The organism is Pseudoalteromonas phenolica, assembly GCF_044788725.1.
Lineage (GTDB): Bacteria > Pseudomonadota > Gammaproteobacteria > Enterobacterales > Alteromonadaceae > Pseudoalteromonas > Pseudoalteromonas phenolica_C.
This window is the reverse complement of record NZ_CP173162.1, coordinates 336,774-359,356: the sequence shown is the minus strand read 5'-3', so window position 1 is coordinate 359,356 and position 22,583 is coordinate 336,774. Positions and strand designations below refer to the sequence as shown.

At 38.1% G+C, this 22,583-nt stretch carries 19 protein-coding genes; 8 read left to right on the top strand and 11 right to left on the bottom strand.

Annotation, left to right across the window (positions count from 1 at the left end):
• The first annotated feature begins 66 nt into the window (after positions 1 to 66).
• Positions 67 to 870, top strand: coding sequence for a DUF1338 domain-containing protein (locus ACH784_RS19215; RefSeq protein WP_404396739.1), 804 nt, complete (start codon positions 67 to 69; stop codon positions 868 to 870).
• Positions 871 to 877: 7 nt separating this feature from the next.
• On the opposite strand, the gene ACH784_RS19210 is transcribed toward ACH784_RS19215, so the two are convergent.
• Positions 878 to 2,998, bottom strand: coding sequence for an ATP-binding protein (locus ACH784_RS19210; protein ID WP_404396737.1), 2,121 nt, complete (start codon positions 2,996 to 2,998; stop codon positions 878 to 880).
• A 59-nt stretch (positions 2,999 to 3,057) separates the two neighbouring features.
• Positions 3,058 to 3,996 carry a ribonuclease Z gene (locus ACH784_RS19205; protein WP_404396735.1) on the bottom strand — a complete coding sequence of 313 codons (939 nt, stop codon included), beginning with the start codon at positions 3,994 to 3,996 and terminating at the stop codon, positions 3,058 to 3,060.
• A gap of 160 nt (positions 3,997 to 4,156) precedes the next feature.
• Here ACH784_RS19205 and ACH784_RS19200 point away from each other — a divergent pair, with 160 nt between their 5' ends.
• Both ACH784_RS19200 and ACH784_RS19195 read left to right on the top strand, forming a co-directional pair.
• Positions 4,157 to 5,764 carry an AbgT family transporter gene (locus tag ACH784_RS19200; RefSeq protein WP_404396733.1) on the top strand — a complete coding sequence of 536 codons (1,608 nt, stop codon included), beginning with the start codon at positions 4,157 to 4,159 and terminating at the stop codon, positions 5,762 to 5,764.
• Positions 5,765 to 5,935: 171 nt separating this feature from the next.
• Positions 5,936 to 6,574 (top strand): glutathione S-transferase family protein, encoded by a 639-nt coding sequence (locus ACH784_RS19195; protein WP_404396730.1) that lies wholly within the window; start codon positions 5,936 to 5,938, stop codon positions 6,572 to 6,574.
• Positions 6,575 to 6,640: 66 nt separating this feature from the next.
• On the opposite strand, the gene ACH784_RS19190 is transcribed toward ACH784_RS19195, so the two are convergent.
• Entirely contained in the window at positions 6,641 to 7,936 is a 1,296-nt protein-coding gene (locus ACH784_RS19190) for a DEAD/DEAH box helicase (protein ID WP_404396727.1), read from the bottom strand.
• A gap of 58 nt (positions 7,937 to 7,994) precedes the next feature.
• Positions 7,995 to 8,909 (bottom strand): 4-hydroxy-tetrahydrodipicolinate synthase, encoded by a 915-nt coding sequence (gene dapA / locus ACH784_RS19185; RefSeq protein WP_404396724.1) that lies wholly within the window; start codon positions 8,907 to 8,909, stop codon positions 7,995 to 7,997.
• Between the two features lie 140 nt (positions 8,910 to 9,049).
• On the opposite strand from dapA, the gene ACH784_RS19180 reads away from it, so the two are divergent.
• On the top strand, positions 9,050 to 9,703 hold the full coding sequence (locus tag ACH784_RS19180) for a DUF6058 family natural product biosynthesis protein (protein WP_404396722.1): 654 nt from the start codon (positions 9,050 to 9,052) through the stop codon (positions 9,701 to 9,703).
• 2 nt (positions 9,704 to 9,705) lie between these two features.
• Here ACH784_RS19180 and ACH784_RS19175 read toward each other — a convergent pair whose 3' ends face one another.
• The gene (locus ACH784_RS19175) at positions 9,706 to 9,957 is read right to left on the bottom strand and encodes a hypothetical protein (RefSeq protein ID WP_404396720.1); all 252 of its coding nucleotides are present in this window, start codon (positions 9,955 to 9,957) and stop codon (positions 9,706 to 9,708) included.
• 180 nt (positions 9,958 to 10,137) lie between these two features.
• On the opposite strand from ACH784_RS19175, the gene ACH784_RS19170 reads away from it, so the two are divergent.
• Complete coding sequence (locus ACH784_RS19170) at positions 10,138 to 10,389, top strand: type B 50S ribosomal protein L31 (protein ID WP_404396717.1); 252 nt, start codon at positions 10,138 to 10,140, stop codon at positions 10,387 to 10,389.
• Positions 10,390 to 10,401: 12 nt separating this feature from the next.
• On the top strand, positions 10,402 to 10,542 hold the full coding sequence (gene ykgO, locus ACH784_RS19165) for a type B 50S ribosomal protein L36 (protein WP_058032458.1): 141 nt from the start codon (positions 10,402 to 10,404) through the stop codon (positions 10,540 to 10,542).
• 80 nt (positions 10,543 to 10,622) lie between these two features.
• Here the strand turns inward: ykgO and ACH784_RS19160 are convergent, their stop codons facing one another.
• On the bottom strand, positions 10,623 to 14,033 hold the full coding sequence (locus ACH784_RS19160) for a cadherin domain-containing protein (RefSeq protein WP_404396714.1): 3,411 nt from the start codon (positions 14,031 to 14,033) through the stop codon (positions 10,623 to 10,625).
• Between the two features lie 267 nt (positions 14,034 to 14,300).
• On the opposite strand from ACH784_RS19160, the gene ACH784_RS19155 reads away from it, so the two are divergent.
• Positions 14,301 to 16,151 carry a TonB-dependent receptor plug domain-containing protein gene (locus tag ACH784_RS19155; protein ID WP_404396712.1) on the top strand — a complete coding sequence of 617 codons (1,851 nt, stop codon included), beginning with the start codon at positions 14,301 to 14,303 and terminating at the stop codon, positions 16,149 to 16,151.
• On the opposite strand, the gene ACH784_RS19150 is transcribed toward ACH784_RS19155, so the two are convergent.
• From ACH784_RS19150 to ACH784_RS19135, 4 genes are all read right to left on the bottom strand, one after another.
• On the bottom strand, positions 16,148 to 16,540 hold the full coding sequence (locus tag ACH784_RS19150; protein WP_404396709.1) for a cytochrome b562: 393 nt from the start codon (positions 16,538 to 16,540) through the stop codon (positions 16,148 to 16,150). The genes ACH784_RS19155 and ACH784_RS19150 overlap by 4 nt on opposite strands.
• A 71-nt stretch (positions 16,541 to 16,611) precedes the next feature.
• Positions 16,612 to 17,427 carry an SMR family transporter gene (locus ACH784_RS19145; protein WP_404396707.1) on the bottom strand — a complete coding sequence of 272 codons (816 nt, stop codon included), beginning with the start codon at positions 17,425 to 17,427 and terminating at the stop codon, positions 16,612 to 16,614.
• A complete protein-coding gene (locus ACH784_RS19140) occupies positions 17,424 to 18,365 on the bottom strand; it encodes a kinase (protein ID WP_404396705.1) in 942 nt (313 codons plus the stop codon). The genes ACH784_RS19145 and ACH784_RS19140 overlap by 4 nt, the downstream gene beginning before the upstream one ends.
• A gap of 96 nt (positions 18,366 to 18,461) precedes the next feature.
• Positions 18,462 to 20,708 (bottom strand): acyl-CoA dehydrogenase, encoded by a 2,247-nt coding sequence (locus ACH784_RS19135; RefSeq protein WP_404396702.1) that lies wholly within the window; start codon positions 20,706 to 20,708, stop codon positions 18,462 to 18,464.
• 445 nt (positions 20,709 to 21,153) lie between these two features.
• On the opposite strand from ACH784_RS19135, the gene ACH784_RS19130 reads away from it, so the two are divergent.
• Positions 21,154 to 21,387 (top strand): hypothetical protein, encoded by a 234-nt coding sequence (locus tag ACH784_RS19130; RefSeq protein ID WP_404396699.1) that lies wholly within the window; start codon positions 21,154 to 21,156, stop codon positions 21,385 to 21,387.
• Between the two features lie 43 nt (positions 21,388 to 21,430).
• On the opposite strand, the gene dnaJ is transcribed toward ACH784_RS19130, so the two are convergent.
• Positions 21,431 to 22,567: a molecular chaperone DnaJ gene (gene dnaJ, locus ACH784_RS19125; protein ID WP_404396696.1), complete on the bottom strand. Its 1,137-nt coding sequence runs from the start codon at positions 22,565 to 22,567 to the stop codon at positions 21,431 to 21,433.
• Positions 22,568 to 22,583: the final 16 nt, after the last annotated feature.

Sequence of the window (22,583 nt, the reverse complement as noted above, 5' to 3'; positions counted from 1 at the left end):
AGATTATGTGTCGTGCTTAATCGATACATAAACAAAGCGGCTAAGCCGTTAATCTAAGGAACCATTATGCACAACAATGTTGATACACTTTTCGATAACCTATGGTCTAACTATTTAGAAGTTACGCCTTCTGCAATAAAAGTACATGAACTTCTCGGTTCAACTCAACAGTCTGACGTTATCAATGACCATATCGCGTTAAGAACCTTTAATCTTGAAAAAGTAGGGCTAGAGAAATTAGCTGCGCACTTTTTGGCTGTCGGATACAAAGAATGTGGAGAGTATCACTTCGAAGCAAAAAAACTATATGCAAAGCACTTCGAACATACAGATCCAACAAAACCAAAAGTGTTCATTTCTGAATTATTAGTAGAGAAATGCTCTGAGTCTTTACAACAAATCGTTAAAGATATGGTTGCTCAAATTGATGAGAATGCTGTTACTGCTGATAACTTTTTGTACTCAGGTACACATTGGCAAGTAAGCAATGAAACATATAAAAAGTTGCTAGAAGAGAGTGAATATGCGGCATGGATGTCTGCTTGGGGTTACCGTGCTAACCATTTCACAGTAAGCATTAACCACCTAGCTAACTTTGAAACAATCGAAGCTGTGAACCAGTCTTTAAAAGACGCAGGTTTTGAACTTAATTCATCAGGTGGTGAAATTAAAGGCTCACCTGAAGTACTACTAGAGCAGTCATCAACACTTGCAGACCACGCAAATGTAGCATTCTCTGATGGTGAGTTTGCAATCCCTAGTTGCTTCTATGAATTTGCCTTACGCTACAATAAGCCTGATGGTGAAATCTATACAGGTTTTGTTGCAGCTTCTGCAGATAAAATCTTTGAAAGTACAAATGCACGTTAATAAGTGATTAACGATCACTTTTAACAAATGGGAACTTGATGATGAATTGAGTTCCCTGATTTACAATGCTCGAACAATTTATTGTCCCATTCAATTGTTGTGTAACTATATTATAAACAAGGTGCATACCTAAACCACTGCCACCGTTTTCTCTGTTGGTGGTAAAAAACGGGTCAAAAATACAATCTAAAACGTTTTCAGTCATACCTTTACCATTATCAGAAATCAAAATTGTGATTTCTGTTTTAGTATCAGACAAAACTATATTTATCTCACCTGACTCATTTTTATTAAATGCATGAACTAACGCATTTTCTACTATATTCGTTATAACTTGTGCAATAGCACCAGGACTACAAAGCGTTTCGACACTTTGCTCTGATTGCTCAAAATGTACTTGATGGGATGTTTTCTTGATCCTAGGTTGTAAAGTACGGATCACATCATCTAAATAACTGTTTAACTCAATTTTTCTCATAAGTTCAGAAGATTGATCTACTGAAACTTGTTTGAAACTTGCAACTAATTCAGCGGTTCTTTGCAAGTTACTTTTTAAAATGAAACAACCTTCTTTAAAATCGATGATCTTTTTTTGCAACTCATCTTTAGTCAGTGTACAAGCATGGAATTTCTGTTCGAGGGAGTTAATCTCGCTATCGATATAAGATGAAGCCGTTATGCTAACCCCAACGGGTGTATTTATTTCATGGGCTATACCCGCTACCAGACGGCCCAAAGAAGCATGCTTTTCTTGTTCAACTAATTTTTTTTGAACCGCTTTTAAATTAGCTAAAGCATTTAGTGCTTCTTGAGTTTTAAGATTAAGCTCAACTGTGCGGATTTTTACTTTTTCTTCAAGGTTAGTATTTAGTTGTTGAACTTCGAGGCGAGATTTCTGTAGTGCCGTATTTGATTTGTTAACTGCATCGATGTGAATATTCACCTGCTCATAAACTAAATTAAGTTCTTGAATTATGGGAGTGAATTCATTTTGCTCTTTATAAGAAATACTACGCACAGCAATATCATCGTTTGTAGTATGTTGAATAGAACCTTTTATTAAATCTAATACAGAGTCGAATGGCTGAAATAGATACTTCATAACTAGTATCATTAAACCGATAAACGTGAAACCGATCACAGTCCCACCAACAAGAGTGACGGCTGAGATTTCTTTAATTTCTTTATTAATATCTATATGAGGACTAAATGAACCAAATATAAAACCGCTGTTAGTTTCGATGAAATACATATCATGAACCTCAGACTCTAAATGTATATTCCGTTCAACTTGTAAAATCGACGCTTTAGAATTGATATCTGCGATGCGGGCCCAATCAACATTATCTATTGATTTCATTGCTAAGTTTGGATTTAACGGAAAGCTAATAATTGTTTTCGAAGCTTTATGAATGAGGAATGGCGAGGAGTTATCTGTAATTTTCACTTCTTCAAGGAATTCTGTCAGTTTTGAAAGTGACCAATCTACCGTTGCTAATCCAAGAAACTCCCCTTGCTCAGAGATAATCGGTGCATCGACCGTCATCATAGGCGCATGACTACCAGCTTCATCTATATAGGGATGAGTCCATTCAGTTAACTTGCCTTTGCTCGCTGACTTTTTGCCTAGCACATACCAATCTTGATTATGATAATCGTAACTTGGCTTGCTAAGATCCCAACTAAAAATTAAATCACTCTGCTCCCGATACACATATGGGCCGAAATATTGCTCATCATTTAACAGTTTACGGGGCTCAAACCATACACCGCCACCAAGCGCGAGTGTAAAGAAATCGAAATGTCGTTTAAGCAGCTGTTCAAACTTAATTGCAAGTGCTTCTTTACTGAGACTACAGTGTGTTTGTTGTAAATATATAGATAATCCATGTTGAGATAAATTAAAAACGCTTTGTTCCATTAACGTGATCGTATGATCAATGGTATCGACACTTGTCTTGAACGTTTTTGCTATTTCTTGCTCTTTGATTTCTGTTAATGCATCGCGATAATAAAAATTACTAAATAAAACAATTGACGCATAAGCCAAGACTTCAAAAACAACGACAAAAAATAAGATACGTGTTTTTATATTTAACTTTGGCATATTAACAATGAGTAGCGGCATCTTTCTAAAGCATATATCAAAGTTAACAAACTGCTATTTTTTACCGAATTTTATTGCAATTAATGCATCTCATTTTTGACGATGTTATACACCTGAAAATCATCTGCCAAGATTAAGTTTCCTTTATAAGATATCTCGGCTTCGTTTTTTATTTTTGCTAAGCCATGAGGACCATGATACCTGACGCTGAAGTGTGTAAGAGCAAGATTTGGGATTGCATTCATTTGAGCAAACTCTGCGACTCTCTTAGCATCGGAGTGTCCAGTGTGAAACCCAACTTGATGCAAGTCACTGTGTGTAAATGTTGCCTCATGCACTAACAAATCGATGTTATTGCAATAACTTTGCAATAGAGCAGGTTTTTCGTTGTCACCACAAATAATGACTCGCCGCGCTGTCCAGCTCGGATATGTATACGCTTTACTTAATAAAGTTTTGCCTTGGAAAATGACATCTTCACCCTTTTGCAATAAATTGAAATGAGGACCACTCTCTATTCCTTCATTTCGAAGCTTTTCAATATTTAATTTGTTAGGAATATTCTTCTCAGTAAATTTGAAGCCATAACTTGGCACACGATGTTTCAGAGTTATGAGTTCAATATCATAAGACTCAAATTCAATTTGTTTATTTATACTCTCGATATCATGGGTTAATAAATCGAATGAGAGTTGAGTATGAGACATTTTAAGCGTCATGTTGATCCACTCAATGACACTTTTAGGTGCAATTAAGTTAAGCGCAGACTTTTTTCCATTCATAGACATTGTCGACAGCAAACCAGGTAAACCATAACAATGATCACCATGAACATGTGAAATACAGATGGTCTCAATATGAAAAAAAGACAGGTCTGATTTTAGTAACTGTTGTTGTGTAGCTTCACCACAATCAACCATTAGCCAAGATTTTGTCCTCTCGAACGTAATACCAACCGAAGAAGTATTTCGAGTTTTACTTGGAACACCAGATGAAGTGCCTAGGAAATGTATATTCATAATTAATAATCATGGGTTCAGATAATTCCATTTTGCCAAATTGCGTTTTTGTATTCATGGTATTTGTCTTATTTTTGATACCGATTAACGGTAAAAAAATGATTTCAAATTAAAAAAGTGGTAGGTTATGCGGCAATTTTTGTATTGAGTATTTTTCATTATGTCGAACGCCGTTGAGACAAAACCTGAAAATCAACAATCAACAGAACAAAAACCACAGGGTTTGTTTAATCGCTTCTTAGCCACTGTTGAATTTTTAGGTAATTTGTTACCCCATCCTATTACACTATTTGCCATGTTTTGTATTGCCATTGTTATTTTCAGTGGTATAGCAGATTGGTTTGGCTTAAGCGCCATTGACCCTCGCCCTGAAGGCGCTAAAGGACGTGATCCTGATGGGGTCATCGAAGTTGTTAGCCTTTTAAGTGCGGAAGGTCTTCAGCGTATCGTGACCGGCCTTGTAACTAACTTCACAGGCTTCGCGCCATTAGGTACTGTGTTAGTTGCACTACTAGGTGTAAGTGTTGCAGAACACTCAGGTATGCTTTCTGCTGCGATGCGTGGCATGGTAATGGGTGCTTCAAAGCGTCTAGTAACTTTTATGGTTGTTTTCGCAGCAATCCTGTCAAATACAGCCTCTGAATTAGGCTATGTTGTTTTAATTCCGCTAGCTGCAATGATTTTCCATAGCTTAGGTCGCCACCCGCTTGCCGGTCTAGCTGCGGCGTTTGCTGGTGTTTCAGGTGGTTACAGTGCAAACCTTTTACTCGGCACAATCGACCCGCTACTTGCAGGTATTACAACCCCTGCGGCACAGATGATTGACCCTACATACCAAGTTGGCCCTGAGGCAAACTGGTACTTCATGATGATCTCAGTTTTCCTAATTGCCATCGTTGGTACATTGGTCACAGAAAAAATTGTTGAACCTCGTCTTGGAAAATACAACCCAGATGAAGCGAGTATCGACTTAAATGAAAACAACATTGAGAAGCTAAGTGCTAAAGAAAAGTCTGGCTTAAAATGGGCAGGTGTTTCTTTGCTTGTTGTTTCTGCCCTTCTAGCTTTAACCATCGTGCCTGAAAACGGTATTTTACGTCACCCTGAAACAGGTGCTGTTGCAGGTTCACCGTTCTTAAAAGGTATTGTGGTATTTATCTTCGTTACTTTTGCTATTCCTGGTTTTGTATATGGCCGCGTTGTTGGCACTATGAAAAATGACCGTGATGTAATTGATGCTATGAGTAAGTCAATGAGCTCTATGGGTATGTACATTGTACTTGTATTCTTTGCGGCTCAGTTCGTTGCTTTCTTTAAATGGACTAACCTAGGTACTATTCTAGCAATTAACGGTGCTGCGCTACTTCAAGCCCTTAACCTAACGGGCCCTGAAGTGTTTGTACTGTTCATCTTTATGTGTGCACTAGTTAACTTAAGCTTAGGCTCATCGTCTGCTCAATGGGCTGTGACTGCACCTATCTTCGTACCTATGTTAATGTTAATTGGATATGCACCTGAAACTATTCAAGCCGCATATCGTATTGGCGACTCAGTAACAAACTTGATCACACCTATGATGAGTTATTTCGGCCTGATACTCGCAGTTGCAACTAAATACAAAAAAGATATGGGGATCGGTACGCTAGTAGCAACTATGCTTCCGTACAGTATGTTCTTCTTTGTTGGCTGGGTTGCCCTATTTTATATCTGGGTATTCGGTTTTGGCTTACCTGTAGGTCCTAACTCACCGATTTACTATACGCCTTAGTCGGTAACTAAATCAGTATTTTAAAGTTATGAAACGGCAACTCAGGTTGCCGTTTTTGTTTGTAAAGTGAAGTATTTTCTTGATTAAAATGATTATCTCACCTAGGTTTTTCAAGTACCATTTAACTGAAAGGACACTGCTATCGAAAAACACTAACTATATAGGTGAAGTATGTATACCCTGTTTTACTATCCTTGTAATGCCAGTCTTGCCCCTCATTTTGTTTTAAAATCGATTAATGCCCCCTATCAACTTGAGCTTGTAGATAGAAAAAAAATGGCTCAAAAGTCGGCACAATATTTATCTCTCAACCCAACAGGACGGATCCCAACATTGGTTGATGATGATTTTATCCTATTCGAAAGTGCTGCAATTTGTTTATACCTTGCTGAAAAGCACCCTGAAGCCGCACTTATTCCGATTGATATTAAGCAAAAAGCAATTTTCAATCAGTGGTTGATGTATTTAACCAGTACTCTACAAACAGAGCTAATGACTTACTTCTATCCAGAAAGGCATACTCAAAACGCATTAATTTATGATGACATAGTTAGAACTCAACAAACAAGATTAAAAGATGTGTTACAGATCATTGATAAACAGCTAAACGACAACACCTATTTGGTTGGTGAATCAATTACTGTCTGTGATTACATTTTATTTATGCTGTGTATTTGGGCGGATGAAATTCAGCATCCACCATTAAGCTTTAGTAATCTAAATAGATATTTAAAAACCATGGCAAGAAATGAAGCAATACAACAAGCTTGCAAAATTGAAGAGATAAGCCTCGCAGCTTATTCTATTTGAACATAGTAGTTCAAAAATAAAAAAGGTTGCACTTGGCAACCTTTTGAATATTTTTCTTAAAAAGAATTATTTACTCAGCTTTAAAGACTTACCTTTAATCTGCTTTCTTACATTCGCAATACGCGCTCTGTTTTTCGCTCTCGCTTCACCACTTGCCTGATTGCTTGGTCGGTTGGTCTTTGGCTTTCTTCTTTGATGTGAAGGTTTCTTAGTTAAGTTTTTAATAAGACTTTCACGACTGCTTACTTCATAGCCAGGTAAATAATAGCGCTTAATTTGCTGGCCAATTAACTCTTCAATATGTAGTAATACTTGTTCTTCTTCACGTGCAACGAATGTGATTGCTTGGCCCTGCTGACCCGCACGACCTGTTCTACCAATACGGTGTACATAATCTTCTGCAAGATAAGGTAGATCATAGTTAACCACGCGAGGCAGGCCTTCGATATCAATTCCTCGAGCAGCAACTTCAGTGGCAACTAATACGCGAACCTTGCCTTCTTTGAACTCACGTAAAGCACGACGTCTAGCACCTTGCTTTTTATCGCCATGACACACAGTGGCAGGAATACCATCAAGGTTTAGCTCTTTAACAATATCGTCAGCAACATCTTTCATGTTCACAAATACAAGAACTTGTTGCCAATTCTTCTTACCAATCAACTCAGAAAGCAGCTCTTGCTTTCTGCCTTGCTCAACGGGATAAACAATATGTCTAACCGTTTCTGCCGTTGTATTTTCAGGTGTGACTTGGACAAACTTTGGGTGCTTTAATACTTGACGAGCAAACTGTTTCATTGCTGTTGGGAAAGTTGCCGAGAAGAAAAGTTGTTGTTTATCTTCATGACATAGCTCTATTACTTTTTGGATGTCTGTAATAAAGCCCATATCTAGTAGCCTGTCGGCTTCATCTAACACTAAGTGCTTTACCTGAGACAGATTTACGCTGCCTAGACGTAAGTGATCGAGAAGCCTACCAGGTGTTGCAACCAAGATATCACAGCCGGCGTTCAATTGTTCTTCTTGTCCAGCAGTATTCACACCACCAAATAAGGCAACCACATTAAGGTCCGTATATTTAGCAAATTGTTTGCAGTTATTTGCAATTTGTTCTGCTAACTCACGGGTTGGCGCGATGATCAAAGCTCTAGGATGTTGCTCAGCATGTTCAAAAATATTCTGAATGATTGGCAAACTAAAAGCAGCGGTTTTACCTGTACCTGTTTGTGCAGTAGCTAGTACATCATGCCCTTTTCTTACAACAGGGATAGCAGCTTGCTGAATTGGTGTAAGGGTGTGAAATTCTAATTCGTCTAGTGCTTGCAGAATAAGCGGAGAAAAACTAAAAGATTTGAAATTCATAACATAAACCTGCGGCCAATCATTAAAAGGCCGCAGATTATACGTCAATTAGTGAGTTCTAACAAAGAATAATTGACTCAGAGTCTAGTAAAGTTGGTGCATTACCAACATAACTACCCGTTGCTAGCTCAGAGATTAATTGCAAGCCTTGTTGTTGTTGAGATGTACTTAATGGTACATAAGGTAGTCTGAAAACCGGCTTTACAGCATTAGTCATCATCAAAGCAGTGTTGATAGCAATCGGATTAGGTTCACAGAACAACCAAGACATTAGTGGCTGTAATGACTGGTTTAATTGATCATTACGCTCATCCATTAAAGCTCTAAATTGCTTAGGTACAATATTAGACGTCACAGAAATTACGCCGTGAGCACCATATAAATGTCTCGCATCGTGTGCTTCATCATCATTACCTGACCAGCATGAGATACCTTGTTTTTCATAGTGAGCAATGCGCTCATTACCTGCACACTCTTTAACACCAATAAAATTGTCATGCTTCGAAAGGGGCTCAATAATATCAGGCGTTAAGTCCTGCCCAGTTCTTCCCGGTACGTTGTAAATAAATGCTGGGCCAATCTCGAGCACTTTTTCAAAATGTTTAATTACACCTTCAACTGAAGTGCGACCATAGTAAGGGTTGATTTGTAATGCGGCATCCATTCCCGTTGCAAAGCCATATTCTGTCGCTTTCACAGCTTCACGAGTGTTATTACTACCCGTATTACCAATTACTAAAATTTGTTGCTTGTACTTACTCACCGTGTGCGCAATTAACATTAGGTGCTCTTCCCAATTCATTAATTGGCCTTCACCGGTTGTACCGCCAACGATAATACCATCAACACTCGCTTCAATCTGTAGCTCGACTAATTTGTCGTATGCTGCTAAATCAATTTCGCCAGTTTCTAAATAAGGGGTTTTTATCGCGGTGATCAAGCTTGCTTGTTGTAGTTTTTCGTTAATCTGCATATTTACAAGTATTTTTATTCCAAGTGCCAATATTCTTACATAAAACAATAACAGTTCCGAGCTTTCTTTAGACTGAATGACTTGTAAATTGGTTGTATTACTGATTAAATACAAATACTGTACATTTAACCAGTATCACTATGAGCTTACTCAATCATTTCAATGAAAATTTTTATCAAGCTATTGAACTATGTCAATCTGCAAGGGTTGATGAAGACATCATATTTGAGTGGCAAGAATCAGGTTTATTTCCTGCTAGTAGTTTTGTTATTGAGAATAAACTTCAAGTCAATTCTTACTTGGGGATCACAGAACATACAGAGCAGATTGAATATTATCCGAGAGGGTATTTAGCTTGGGCTCAAACACTGATAAAGCATAAAATTGAGTCATCATCTCAAGCCTTCATGCATTTTGGCAATCAATATCAACAAGCGCTAACTCGTTTGGTGCAAGGCTTACCTGATGCACTTATCGCTTCATTTACAGAGGACCTTGAAGAATCAATTCAAACAAGCTGGCAGTATTTCTTAGTGGGAAAATACGGCGCTATCTGTTTAACAGGAAAGCTAGAAGAAATCGTTGCTATTGATTTATTTAAATATGTAATTTCCTTTTTAACTGAAGATTTTAGCTTAGACATACTTGATGAAGAAAGTCGTAAAATACTTCATTTGGCACTGAAGCAATTAAACTGCTCAGTAGCATTAGACAACCCAATGTTACCAAAACAACTTATTCGTCAACGCTACATTGAACGCTTGATAAAGCAGTATGACTTATCGGTAAAATGAGCTCACGACTCTAAGTGAGCTCTCATGATTTCAAATGCTTTCAATACTTTCAATTTATCTTCACACAGGCCGTCATACCAAGCGTCAAAGCTCTCATCGTCTTGCTCTGCTAGAACAACATATTCAGCAAGCAACTCAATGATGTCGCTATGTGTACAACTTAACTTATCGAGTTGTTGATTAATGCCACTGTGATCTTTGTTTTTGAGCGAGTCGATCACTGTGTTATCCAAATTGTTATTTAGCTCTTCCATTGTTGCTACCCTTTAAAACTAACACCTTATTTATATCAGGCCTACAACGAATAGCTAGTGACAAATGGTTTGTTTGCACAACAAACCATCAAAATTAATAAATTTTCCAAAAACCCATTTGCAAATAGTTTTCATTTAGAATAACATTCGATACATTATAACAAAACTAAAGAGCATTCTATGAAACCTAATATTCATCCTGATTACGAACAAGTGGCATTTCACGATACATCTATTGATAAATACTTCATTGTAGGTTCGACAATCAAATCTGATAGAACAGTAGAAATTGATGGCGTAACATATCCCTATGTGCCAGTTGATGTTTCGAGTGAATCACACCCTTTCTACACAGGTAAGCAAAAAATAACCGCTTCTGATGGACGCGTTGCTCAATTCAACCGTCGCTTCAAAAATCTAGCAAGCAAATAAAAAGGAAAATTTATGAAAGTATTAAGTTCGTTAAAAAGTGCTAAGAGTCGCCCTGGTTGCCAAGTGGTAAAAAGACGTGGACGTGTTTTTGTGATCTGTAAGTCAAACCCAAGATTCAAAGCCGTTCAAGGAATGAAGAAAAAGAAAAAATAAGGCATTTAATTTATTTTAAATAAAAATTTAAAGCGTATATAAAAAAAGCGGCCTAGGCCGCTTTTAAATTATATGAGCTATTACTTTCGTTTACGGCGTAAAAAAGCGAATGGTGCAGCTAGAAGTGCTAACCAACCAAAAGAACCGCTATCATTATCATCGCCATCATTTTTATCAAGGTCATTGATCTTGACACTTACTTTAGCATTATTAGATAAATTACCTTTGCTATCTTCTGCTTGAATAGTAAATGTATATGTCGGCGCATATTCATAATCAACTTCGCCTTGAACAATGATATTACCGTCATTATCAATACGGAACGTGTTATTTCCAAAAACATTAAATCTAGAGATAGATACTTTGTCTGGGTTTGGTAATTCGAATTTGATCCTACCTATCACAGTTCCGACTGGTACATTTTCGTCTGTAGTAAAACTCTGATTTTCTTCAATCACAGGCGCTTCAGTAAATGAGCTAGGTTTTATAGACACAGACATTGCAGCTTCAAGTTCAGCACCTTGCTCATCTTTAACAACAAAATTAAACTCGCCTGTAAAGACCTCTGTAAAACTACCAGAAATCACACCCTGTTGGCTAATAGTCAAGTTTTTCGATTCTGAGTTTGAAGAATAAGTTAATTCATGCTCTTCAACATCCGTGAAGAAAGGCGATAAATCTATCTCAATTTTATCACCTACTTCTGCGTCAATAATTGGCATAGTACCAATCTGTATTGGCTTATCATTTATAGGAGTAACATTTACAGAAATTGCGACTTCACTCACTGTATCTGCAATGCTGCCATTAAAAGTAAAGCTATCCGAACCATAAAAGTCAGCTTTAGGCACGTATGAAATTTTCGCGAAATCAGCAGATTCAACTTTACTTCCGACTTCAACTTCCTTGCCATCTAAAAGAATGCTTGCTGATGAAGGGAGTACTGTGAATGAAATTGAATCAAAACGAGTACCATTATCATCAACTAAGAATTTCACAACACCAACTTCAGAGTCTTCAGTAAGTGTTAAATCACGAACAACTGGCATTGCCATATCAACTTTGTAAACACTTCTACCATGAGTGAATGCAAATAGCTCATTATCTTTTATGACTAATTCAGCAATTTGAGTATTAGCAAGACCTGAACCATCTGCAAACCATGACTCTCCTGAATTAGTAGAAACAAAGACGCCTAAGTCAGTACCAACAATTAATCGTGTGTTATCAACAGGATCAACAACAATAGAGGTTGCTGGAATATCAGGTAAACCATTATCAATTGCAGACCAACTATCACCGCCATCTGTTGTTTTCCAAACGTGAGGCACACCGAATGTTGTCATCGTTGCGTAAATAATTTGATTATCATATGGGTCAAAAGCAATTGAACTAATTGTACCTGAACTGAGCTGAGTTGCTTTCCAATCAGAGCTTTGATCAGCATTATCTGCATCGTAGTTTACATAAATAAACCCGCCTCTCGAGCCTGCAGCTACAGCATTTGTCCCTTGAGGGGAAATACCTATAGCCATCACAGCACTATCAAGCATTGGCGAGCCTGCAACCCAAGAGTCGGCCTGATCTTTTGTACGCCAAAGCTGGTTACCTCCAATCCACAAAGTATTCGAATCTGAAGGTGCCATTTCAAATCGAGTGATAAAAGGGAAGCCATCACCCGTTATACCATTCGTTGCTCGCGCCCAACTGCGTCCATTATCTAAAGACTTTTGTAGAGAGAGCCCAGTATTCTCAGAGAAAATAATGTCAGGGTTATTTGCATCAACAGCAGTCCAACCACCATCACCACCATTGATCTCTTGCCAATTATTAAAACCTTCATCTTGGCCTAATAATGTACCGTTATCTTGTGTTCCACCAAAGTAAGTTGCACCATCTGGTTTCACTGTACCATGATAAAACTGAGTCACAGCATAGCCATTATTTAACGTTGTCCAATTCACTAACGTGTCCGGATAATCACTAGCGTTACCACATACCTGATCTAGGTTTAAAGTAATGCCATTAGAGTTTTCCGTTTTTTGCACACCACCATCGTTACCGACGAACATGGTTGTATTATTCACACCATCATAATTAGGATGAAAAGCTATGGTATGTTGATCAGCGTGAGCATACTGAGGGTTATCCATATCAAACCACCATATACTTGTTGGTGCGAAAGTTTGACCACCATCATCTGAACGGAACAAATCAATACCACCAGTCCAAACCACGTCAGGATTGACTGGATCTACGGCAATAATATTGTCATACCAACCTTGGTTATATGATTGAGATGCACCGAAACCACATTGTTCAAAAAGACCAAATACGGTATTACTTAATAATAATTTAGAAAAATCATCAGCTGTGTCGCGGGTCACTGTGGCAGTCCATGTTGCACCCATATCGGTTGATTTATACACACCCTCCATGCCGTGATCACTCAAATTCGCAGCCAGGGCGTAAATAATATTGTTATCTGATGGTGCTACAGCAAGAGTAGTTCTACCTTGTGTTGGAAAGTCTAATACCGTACTCCAAGTTGCGCCATTATCAGCACTGCGATGAACCCCGCCATCAACGAAAGAACCACATGCGGTTAGCAAGACATCAGTGCCATCATTCGCAATAACAGAAAGATCTAAACACCCTGTTGCTGTTGTCTCTGAGGTAAATACTATTTCCCAACTTTCACCATTATCTGTACTTTTCTGAATACCTGTGCGTGTAGATGCGTAAATCGTATTTTCATTAGTTGGGCTATGAACAATCTTACTCACATAGTGAAAGTTAGAATTACTTGATGTACTTTCAATCTGTTCCCAAGTAACACCGGCATCTACTGATTTGAAGATGCCATCGCCTCGCAGTGCATCTGAGTTAAAAAAACCTTCGCCAGTGCCAGCAAAAATAACATTAGGATTATTCGGGTCTAAGCTAATTGTAGTGACAGCTAAATTAGCAGCAAGATCACTCAGTGGTTGCCAAGATTCACCACTGTTATCTGTTTTCCACACCCCACCAGCAACGCCCGCTGCATACATAATTTCAGGTGATGTAGGGTGGATGACAAGTGCTCTCGTACGTCCACCTATATTTCCAGGCCCTAACTCTTTCCAGTCACCTAACTGTTGAGTTTCTCCATCTGGTGCATTAAGTGCTGGATCATAGCTTTCGATAACTTCGAGTGTTTTAAAAGAATAATGCGGCATATCTTTTATTTCAGATATCGCCTGAGAATACCTTTCGACTGGTAAAGCTGAAAGGCCAATAGGCAAACGCTGTTCGATATAAAAATCTAGTGCTTCTTTTGGCTTATCATAGCGCTTCGGGTTAAAAAGCTTACTTTGATATTTTTTCTCTAAATAATCTTTCTTTGCTTCATATTGAGTTAACACTTCTTGATTGAAATGATTTAAAGCGGCATAACTCGCACTACCTAAAGCAATTGCAACAGCTAAACTGACTGGGCTAAGTAACTTCATGATGGTTCCTTTAATTTTATAATTATTTAATGGGCCACAAGTGCGAATATATAAATATCGAGTACTATCTAGCGTTTCAATTAGTATGTTTAAAAGATACTAGTTAGTTATTGAATTTAAATTTTCACTGTTATTCATCGATTTTTTGAGAATTATGTAACCCATTAAGGTACGTTCACACTGAAAAAACAAATATGCACTTTCTAGAAACATAAATACATAGATATTTACAAGTGTTTACATAAGATATTAAAGAGTAAGCTGTACATGACTCCCACCCTATTACTGCCAATTCTGATGACCTCAAACACTTCTATAGAAAGTATTGAGGTCATAGCAGCTAAAGATTTATTACACACAAACAATTTCAACCACACCAAAGCCAACGTTGTTAGTTCGAATAAAGTAACAACTGCAAATAACACCATCGCCGATTGGCTTACAAAAATTCCAAGCTTTTCATTAAATGGTCAAGGAGGTTTGTATCAAAGTTATAGTGTGAGGGGACTGAGCCGTTGGCGGATTAAAACAAGCATAAACAACATACCGGTTTTAACTGATAGAAGAGCGGGTAACTCAGCATCATTTATCGATCCTTCACTCATTGATACTGCATCTGTCATTGCTGGCCCTTCTTCAATGCTATATGGCTCTGGAGCCATTGCAGGTGTTGTATCAATTGAAAGTGCGACTTTCCAAGCCCCCACAATCAAGTTATCAGTAACCAATAGTGATAATGCTCGCTCAATACTTGTAGCGAATGGAGGTGACAAAACATCATTTGCCTTTGCCCACCGTTTAGCTGACGAAGGTCAGGCAGCAAATAAAGAAACATTGTACTCAGCATATGAACAGTCATCTGCTAGCTTCACAAATAAAACTAAAATAAACGATAAATATACACTGCAGACAAGATGGCTTGGTTCTTTGTCAAAGGATGTTCAAAAAAGCAGTGCTGATGATTTTTTAAAAAAGCATTCAATATACCCTGAAGATATTCACTCACTCACAGATATATCATTGGTATCTGATTCTTGGGTATTAAACATTTTTGACCATTATCAAAATTGGGATAGTAAAGTAACAAGAGTTGGAAAAAGAGAAAATCTCACTAGTCATCAATCTCATACTATCGGTTCTTCTTTTTATAAAGAAGATAAATACCTATCAGCTCCGATCAGATATGGTTTTGATTGGGTTTCCAGAGTTGGTGTAAAAATCAACGATAAAGAAAAAAGCTTTTCTTCCGATTCACTCTACGAAAAAGCATTAATCGATGGGAGCTACCATAATTTCGGTTCGTTCATACAAGGGGCTTTTGCAATTAATGAAATTGAATTTAATGCAGGATCTCGAGTTGATGCAATCCAGTTAAATAACTTAAAAGACAGCAGAACAGAGCAATTCTTAAGCGGCAATATTTCAGCAAAATATGACTTTAACAATCAACACTCGAGTTTAATTTCAGTTGGTAATGCATTTCGATTTCCAACCCTTACAGAATTATACTTCAATGGTGTAACGCCTAGAGGCGTTACACTTGGTAATCAAAACTTAAAAACTGAAAGTAGTACAAGTTACGAATTGACTCATTCAATCAAGTTTGATGAGGTTGAATTTAAGGGGGTCTATTTCAAAACACGTTTAAATAATTATATTGAGAGAATTAGCCTAAACGAAAATACTCGCAGCTATATTAATTTGGATAAAGCCAAGATTTCCGGTCTCGAGTTATCGGCAGCATATATGTTCGATAAAAACATCAAAAGCACTCTGTCTTACTCTACGCAAACAGGTGAAAATGAGGTCGGAAATACACTCAATGATATTTCACCAACAAAGATGTCTTTTATCACAGAAGTTAATTTAGATAACTTTCAGTTTATAACTGACATTTATTATCGCGGAAAACACTCAGAAGTTGGCTCTGCTGAATCAACATTAGCAAGCGTGATTTCAGCAAATATTAATACGCGTTGGTTTATAAATGAAGAGCTTGAAATCTCAATGGGTGTGACTAACTTACTTAATAAACTATATAGAACAACAGCTGATGAAGATGCGCCTTTTACAAACGAAAGGCGCATAAAACTAAACGTAAGCTGGCATAGGTTTTAGCCAAATATAACTTGCCAAATACTTGGGGGCTCATGAAGCTTATGATAATGCTTTCTGAGCTCGTCAATTTTCTGTAGCGCTTGTTTACTTTCTTCTAACTGACCTTTAGATAGTTGAGCCTTAGCTAACTCTAATTGCTCTATAACCTCGTTTAGCCCTTTAATGGACTGCTGTTTTAAATCGGCTTTGAAATTGGCTTTCTTACTTTCTTCAATTAAAGAAATCATTTCATCAATCTGGCTAATAATTTCTTCACTATCTGTCGAACGCACTGCCTTTTTGTAAGCATGCCCTATGTTTTTCATTGTTACAGATAAATCGCTTGTCTGTGCAGAGGTACTAAAACTGAAGATACTGGCTGACAAAAACAATAAAACTAAATACTTCATATAAACTCCGAATAATCGAGAAGACATTATAAGTTTTCTAGAAAAATAAAAAAGCGCTTTGTAAAGCCCCTTTACATGAATAAATAAGTCGCGAATAAAACCAAACAAACTCCCACGACCTGTTTATTAGATAAAACTTCTTGGTAATACACGCGACCAATAATGACAGCGAGTACAATACCAATTCCGCGTTTTATAGCCTCAACTACACCCGGGTTTAGATATTCAAGCGCGGAAAATTGAAGAAATACAGCACCAAAAAACACGACTACTGCAATAAGCCACCACTTAAAGTTTCTCAGCAAGTCTCGCCATTGATAGTCAATTCGCAAACTAATAGACAAAACAGTAATTATTATAAATGTCAGAAACATGCCGTGAAACGAATTAGAGCCATGAGTTAATGCTTGTTTATCGAATACAATGCAGGTGCCCCATGCAATTGCAGTGATTACTGCATACAAGCTTGATTTGTCACGAGTGTTAATTGATGTGCCAGCAAGGAGCATGGTTGCAAACACAACCAAAACTATACCTAACCACTCTAACTTAGAAAGTATTTCGTCTAAGAAAAAGAATGAGAACACTGCTGAAATAAACGGTGTACAAGCAGTGATAGATAAAACAATAGCAAGCTTGCCTTTTGATATCGCTAACATAAAACAAACACTGCCTATTGCAGCTAGAACACCACTTATGGTTGCAGGAAAATAATAAGAACTGCTCGGCAATTGAAACCCTTGAAATCCCCACAATAAGAAGAACAAAGGCAGAACACTGACGCTCATCGCCAGCGACAAGAACTTTGGATTGACATGCTGGGCTAGCTCTTTTCTTGCGATATCAAATAAAGACCAGCAAAGCGCACTTAGAAAAGAAAAAATCATATATTATTTAGAACTTCTGCAAATTTTTTTTGCATGAATTGCGTTATTTTTTTATGTTCAGGTTTCCAGCCGTTTAAGAAACGATAGAAATCAGACCACACTATAGGCCATAGAGTACGCCATTCATGCTCTAAAAGTTCATACTCTTTTATGCTCATGGTATTAGTAAGTGCTTTATTCAAACTTTCAAAGTATAAATAAAGTATTGATCCTTCATACTTTGCACATTCTTCACCATCAAACACACTGGTCATAAACAACATGACATCTTGTAACCCAATACCAGAACCAACATATTGGAAATCATAGCCAAGTACATTATAACTTTTATCAAATGCGTAGTTTGCTAACTTAGAATCTCCATGTATTAACGTCTGATAGCTTGCCTTATAAAGTGAGTCTGCTAAATACCTTGCACGGCGTTTTAAATCAATGAACTCCATCTTTTCAAACTCGTCAGGCCTTGTTTCTAAATGCCAATATCCGCCTAGTGGAAATGGTTCTGAGTTGATGAGGGTAAGCCCATGCGCATGAAACTGGGCTAACCATTTCACAACTGCATAGATATGTTCAATTTTATAATCATCGATATTTTGAAAACCCTTTGATTTAAAGTCTTCTAAGATCAAAACATTTAAAGCACCTATTCTCTTTGCAAAATAGCAACGGGGTCTTACATTCTCAAAAGCTGTTTGAGTTCTCGGGGCGTTATAAAAACTGATTTCATTCAGATAAGACTTATCTTTTCTTTGTTTAGCAAAATCAGATTGATTGATGACTTGATGATTTATGTTTTCAGGAATTTCACTGAGTTTAACTACCACTGGCTGGGAGTTATATAAACCTGATTGAATTTGTCCGCATCCACTCCAGAGTGAGATTGATAAATCAGTGAGCGTAAGCTCAGGTATATGCTTTTCTAAATGACGTGTACTCAAAGTAATTACTTTTAAAATACTATTAAACTTAGATTTATTGTACGCGCCTAAAATAAAAACGCCCAGCGAATTGCTGGGCGTTGTTCTCCACGATTGTTAACTGGCCTGCTGAATATCAGCATTCAACGGACAATCATCAATAAGGTTTAAGTCGAAATCAAACTCATCAACTCGAATCGCTTTTTCACGTTTCTTGTTGTAATCAATTAACTTAGTATATTGCTCGCTAGTAATAACATTCGCGGCTAGAGCGTTATCTAACGTGTCAGCAAAACGCACACCTGGTTTTACTTGTTTTGAACGAAGTGCTTTCTTAAGTACTTTAAGTAAATCTAGGCAAGCCATTTTCGCTTTATAAGCCTGCTCGTTAATATCGTGACCATCACCTGCTGTTGGTTTAACAAGTTTGGTGATTTGTGACTTAAATGCAGTGTCTTGTTGCGCCGCTGCCGCTAATTCACGAATTAAATTATCATCAATTTTTGCCATTCTGTGACTAAATTGTAGTGTTGCTACACGTAAGAACTTACGAGCAAAACTTGCTGGGAAGTTATCTAAGAATTTATGTAATGCGTTTTCAGCATTTTGTAATGCCCAGCGCGTTGCATAATGGAAATAAGGTGCCGCTTGTGCACGCTCTGATTCAGATACTTTCTGCTCATAGTACTTAATTGAAGCCATTGCTGCATATAGATAACTCATTACGTCACCAAGACGTGCTGATAACATTTCAGCTTGCTTTAACTTGCCACCTAGAACTAATAATGAGAAATCAGCAAAAAGAGCTAAACGAGATGATAACTGCATAACCGCTTTCTCATATGGCTTAACTTCAGACAATGAACTCTGACTGCCGGCCATAAATGGCATTAAGCCTAACCCGAATGCACGTAAGCCATTCGAAATACCGTAACCCACAGTTTGGCGGAATTTCTTATTAAACTTCTTATCGGCATCTGCTTCTTCACTATGAATTGCTTCGACCATTTCTTGAAGATGCGGGTGACAACGCATAACACCTTGACCAAAGATCATCAGGTTTCGAGTTAGAATGTTTGCGCCTTCAACAGTGATAGCGATTGGCTGAGCAACATAACCACTCGCAAGCGTGTTTTGTGGACCGTTTTGTATAGCTTTACCAGCTAGAATGTCCATTGCCGAGTCAAGCACATCACGACCGATTTCAGTCATATGATATTTTGCGATTGCAGTAACAACTGATGGTTTCAGGCCCATGCCTAAACCTTCAGTGGTTAACACACGCATAGACTCCTGAAGATAAGTTTTACCTGCTATATCAGCAAGCTTTTCTTGAATACCTTCAAATTGGCCAATTGATAGACCAAACTGTTCACGAACCGCGGCATATTCTGAAGCTGACTTCAGCGCTACCTGACTTGTAGAAACACCTAGTGCCGGTAGCGAAATACCACGACCTGCACCAAGACAACTAACAAGCATCTGCCAGCCGCGACCAATGTTTTTCTGACCACCAATGATGAATTCCATTGGAATAAACACTTTATTGCCGCGTGTAGTACCGTTGTAGAAACGGATACCCATAGGGTCATGACGATTACCAAGCTCGACACCTGGATGTGATTTTGGAATTAACGCGCACGTAATACCTAACTCTTCTTTACCACCTAATAGACCTTCAGGATCAAATACTTTGAATGCTAGACCAAGTACTGTCGCGATAGGTGCTAGAGTGATATAACGTTTGTCCCACGTAATTTCTAATCCTAGAACTTCTTCACCATTGTGCATACCCTTAGTTACGATACCCTGATCTGGAATACCACCGGCATCAGAACCTGCTTCAGGGCTGGTAAGTGCAAAACATGGAATATCAGTACCATTTGCTAAACGAGGTAAGTAATGCGCACGCTGCTCTTCAGTACCGTAGTGCATTAATAACTCGCCCGGACCTAATGAGTTTGGCACCATGACAGTTACAGCAACTGCTGAAGATTTAGTTGCGATTGTACCTACGATAGTTGAATTAGCATAAGGGCTAAACTCACGGCCACCGTAAGATTTTGGAATGATCAAAGAGAAGAATCGTTCTTTCTTCAAGAAATCTAAAATATGTTCAGGAAGATGCTTACTGTTTTGAATAACAGAATCATCAATCATAGCCATTAACTCTTTCACTGGACCGTCAATGAAAGCTTGCTCTTCTGCAGAAAGTGTCGCCTCTGGCACGGCACGAAGCGCGCTAAAATCAGGCTTACCTTGATAGATTGAACCTTCTAACCAAACATCACCCGCATCAAGCGCTTCTTGTTCTGTAATTGAGATACTTGGTAATACTTTTCTAAATTGTGTTCTTAAACTCATAACTAACTCATCAGACCAGTTGAATATACCTACATTACGGCACAAAAAACGCGTTAGATCAATTACTCTATGCAATTATTTAACAAGAAAATTACTACGCCTTTGCAAATGGTAGTTTAAGTCATTGAAATAGATAGGCTTACACGTGTAAGCTCAACTTAGAAAATTTTTGAATATAAATATTTTAACTTGCAAGTTTTGGTTATTAAAACAACAGAAAAATTTGTAGCAAAGTCGGCGTTAAAATCTTTATTTGTAATTTTAGTCTAAAAATCAATCACTCCTAGTTTTGATAGCTAAGGAATGAGATGTTAGTCACTTAGTTATAGACATAACAGTTTCAAAATACAGTTAGAATTTAGAGCCTATATAACATGACTCTTACTTGAACAATGGCGTTTAAGCATTAGACTAAAGTCTAATGTTTATGTAAAAGAGGTATCGCATGTGGCTTAAATCAAAGCTTAATGTGCTCACCCTCTTCATAGGCATGCTGACGGTTACTTCTGCTTTTAGTTTCATGAATGACGAGTATGTCACATGGCGAGATGCAATGGCCTGTGAGGCGAAATGCCAATTGTTTGGCTGTAAATCAGGAAATTTATTTGGTCAAAAGGATGGTCAATCACAAGCATGTCGATGTGAGGGTGAACAAGACTATCTAGTAATTTTAGATTAAAAAAGAAAAACGGCGCTGTGCGCCGTTTTTGGTTCAACAAATTTTACTTTGTTAAGTCATCGAAGAACTTTTTAACACCGTCAAAGAAGCCCTGTGCTTTCGGTCTATTCTTGCCGTTATCTGCACCCATGCTCTCTTCTAGCTCTTTTAACAGCTCTTTTTGTCTGTCATTTAAGTTTACAGGTGTTTCAATTACCACTTTACAAATTAAGTCACCGACTGAACCGCTTCGCACAGATTTAACACCTTTACCACGCATGCGGAACATTTTACCTGTCTGGCTTTCTGCAGGAATTTTAAGGTTTGCTCGGCCATCTAGAGTTGGCACTTCAATTTCGCCACCAATAGCTGCTGTAGTGAAACTAATAGGTACTTCACAATACAGGTTATTGCCATCACGAGTGAAAATTGGATGTTCACGTACAGAAACCTGAACATATAAATCTCCAGAAGGTGCGCCGTGCATGCCAGCTTCACCTTCGCCAGTAAGGCGAATACGGTCACCAGTATCAACACCTGCTGGAATTTTTACTGATAACGTCTTCGTCTTTTCAACACGTCCTTGGCCATGACAGCTATTACATGGATCTGAAATAACAGAGCCAGTACCTTGACATGTAGGACATGTTTGTTGAACAGCGAAGAAGCCTTGGCGCATTTGTACTTGACCAGCACCATGACAAGTTGAACAAGTTTTAGGTTTAGAGCCAGCTTTAGCACCACTGCCGTCACATGGTTCACAACTTACCCAAGTCGGTACCTTAATTTCAACTTCTTTACCACGAACCGCCTCTTCAAGGCTAAGTTCCATATTGTAACGAAGATCAGAACCGCGCTGTTGACGTGATTGACGACGACCGCCGCCACCAAAAATATCACCGAATACGTCGCCGAAAATATCACCAAAGTCACCATGGCCACCGCCAAAGCCACCATGGCCGCCACCACCGTTTTGATCAAAAGCTGCGTGGCCGTATTGGTCATACATCTGACGTTTTTGACTGTCTGTGAGTACTTCGTACGCTTCTTTTACTTCTTTAAACTTTGCTTCTAACTCAGCATCACCTGCAGTTCTATCTGGGTGGTACTTCATTGCTAAGCGTTTATAAGCTTTTTTTATGTCACGTTCTGTGGCGTCTTTTGCAACACCTAACACTTCATAATAATCACGTTTTGACATAGTTTTGTTACTCAGT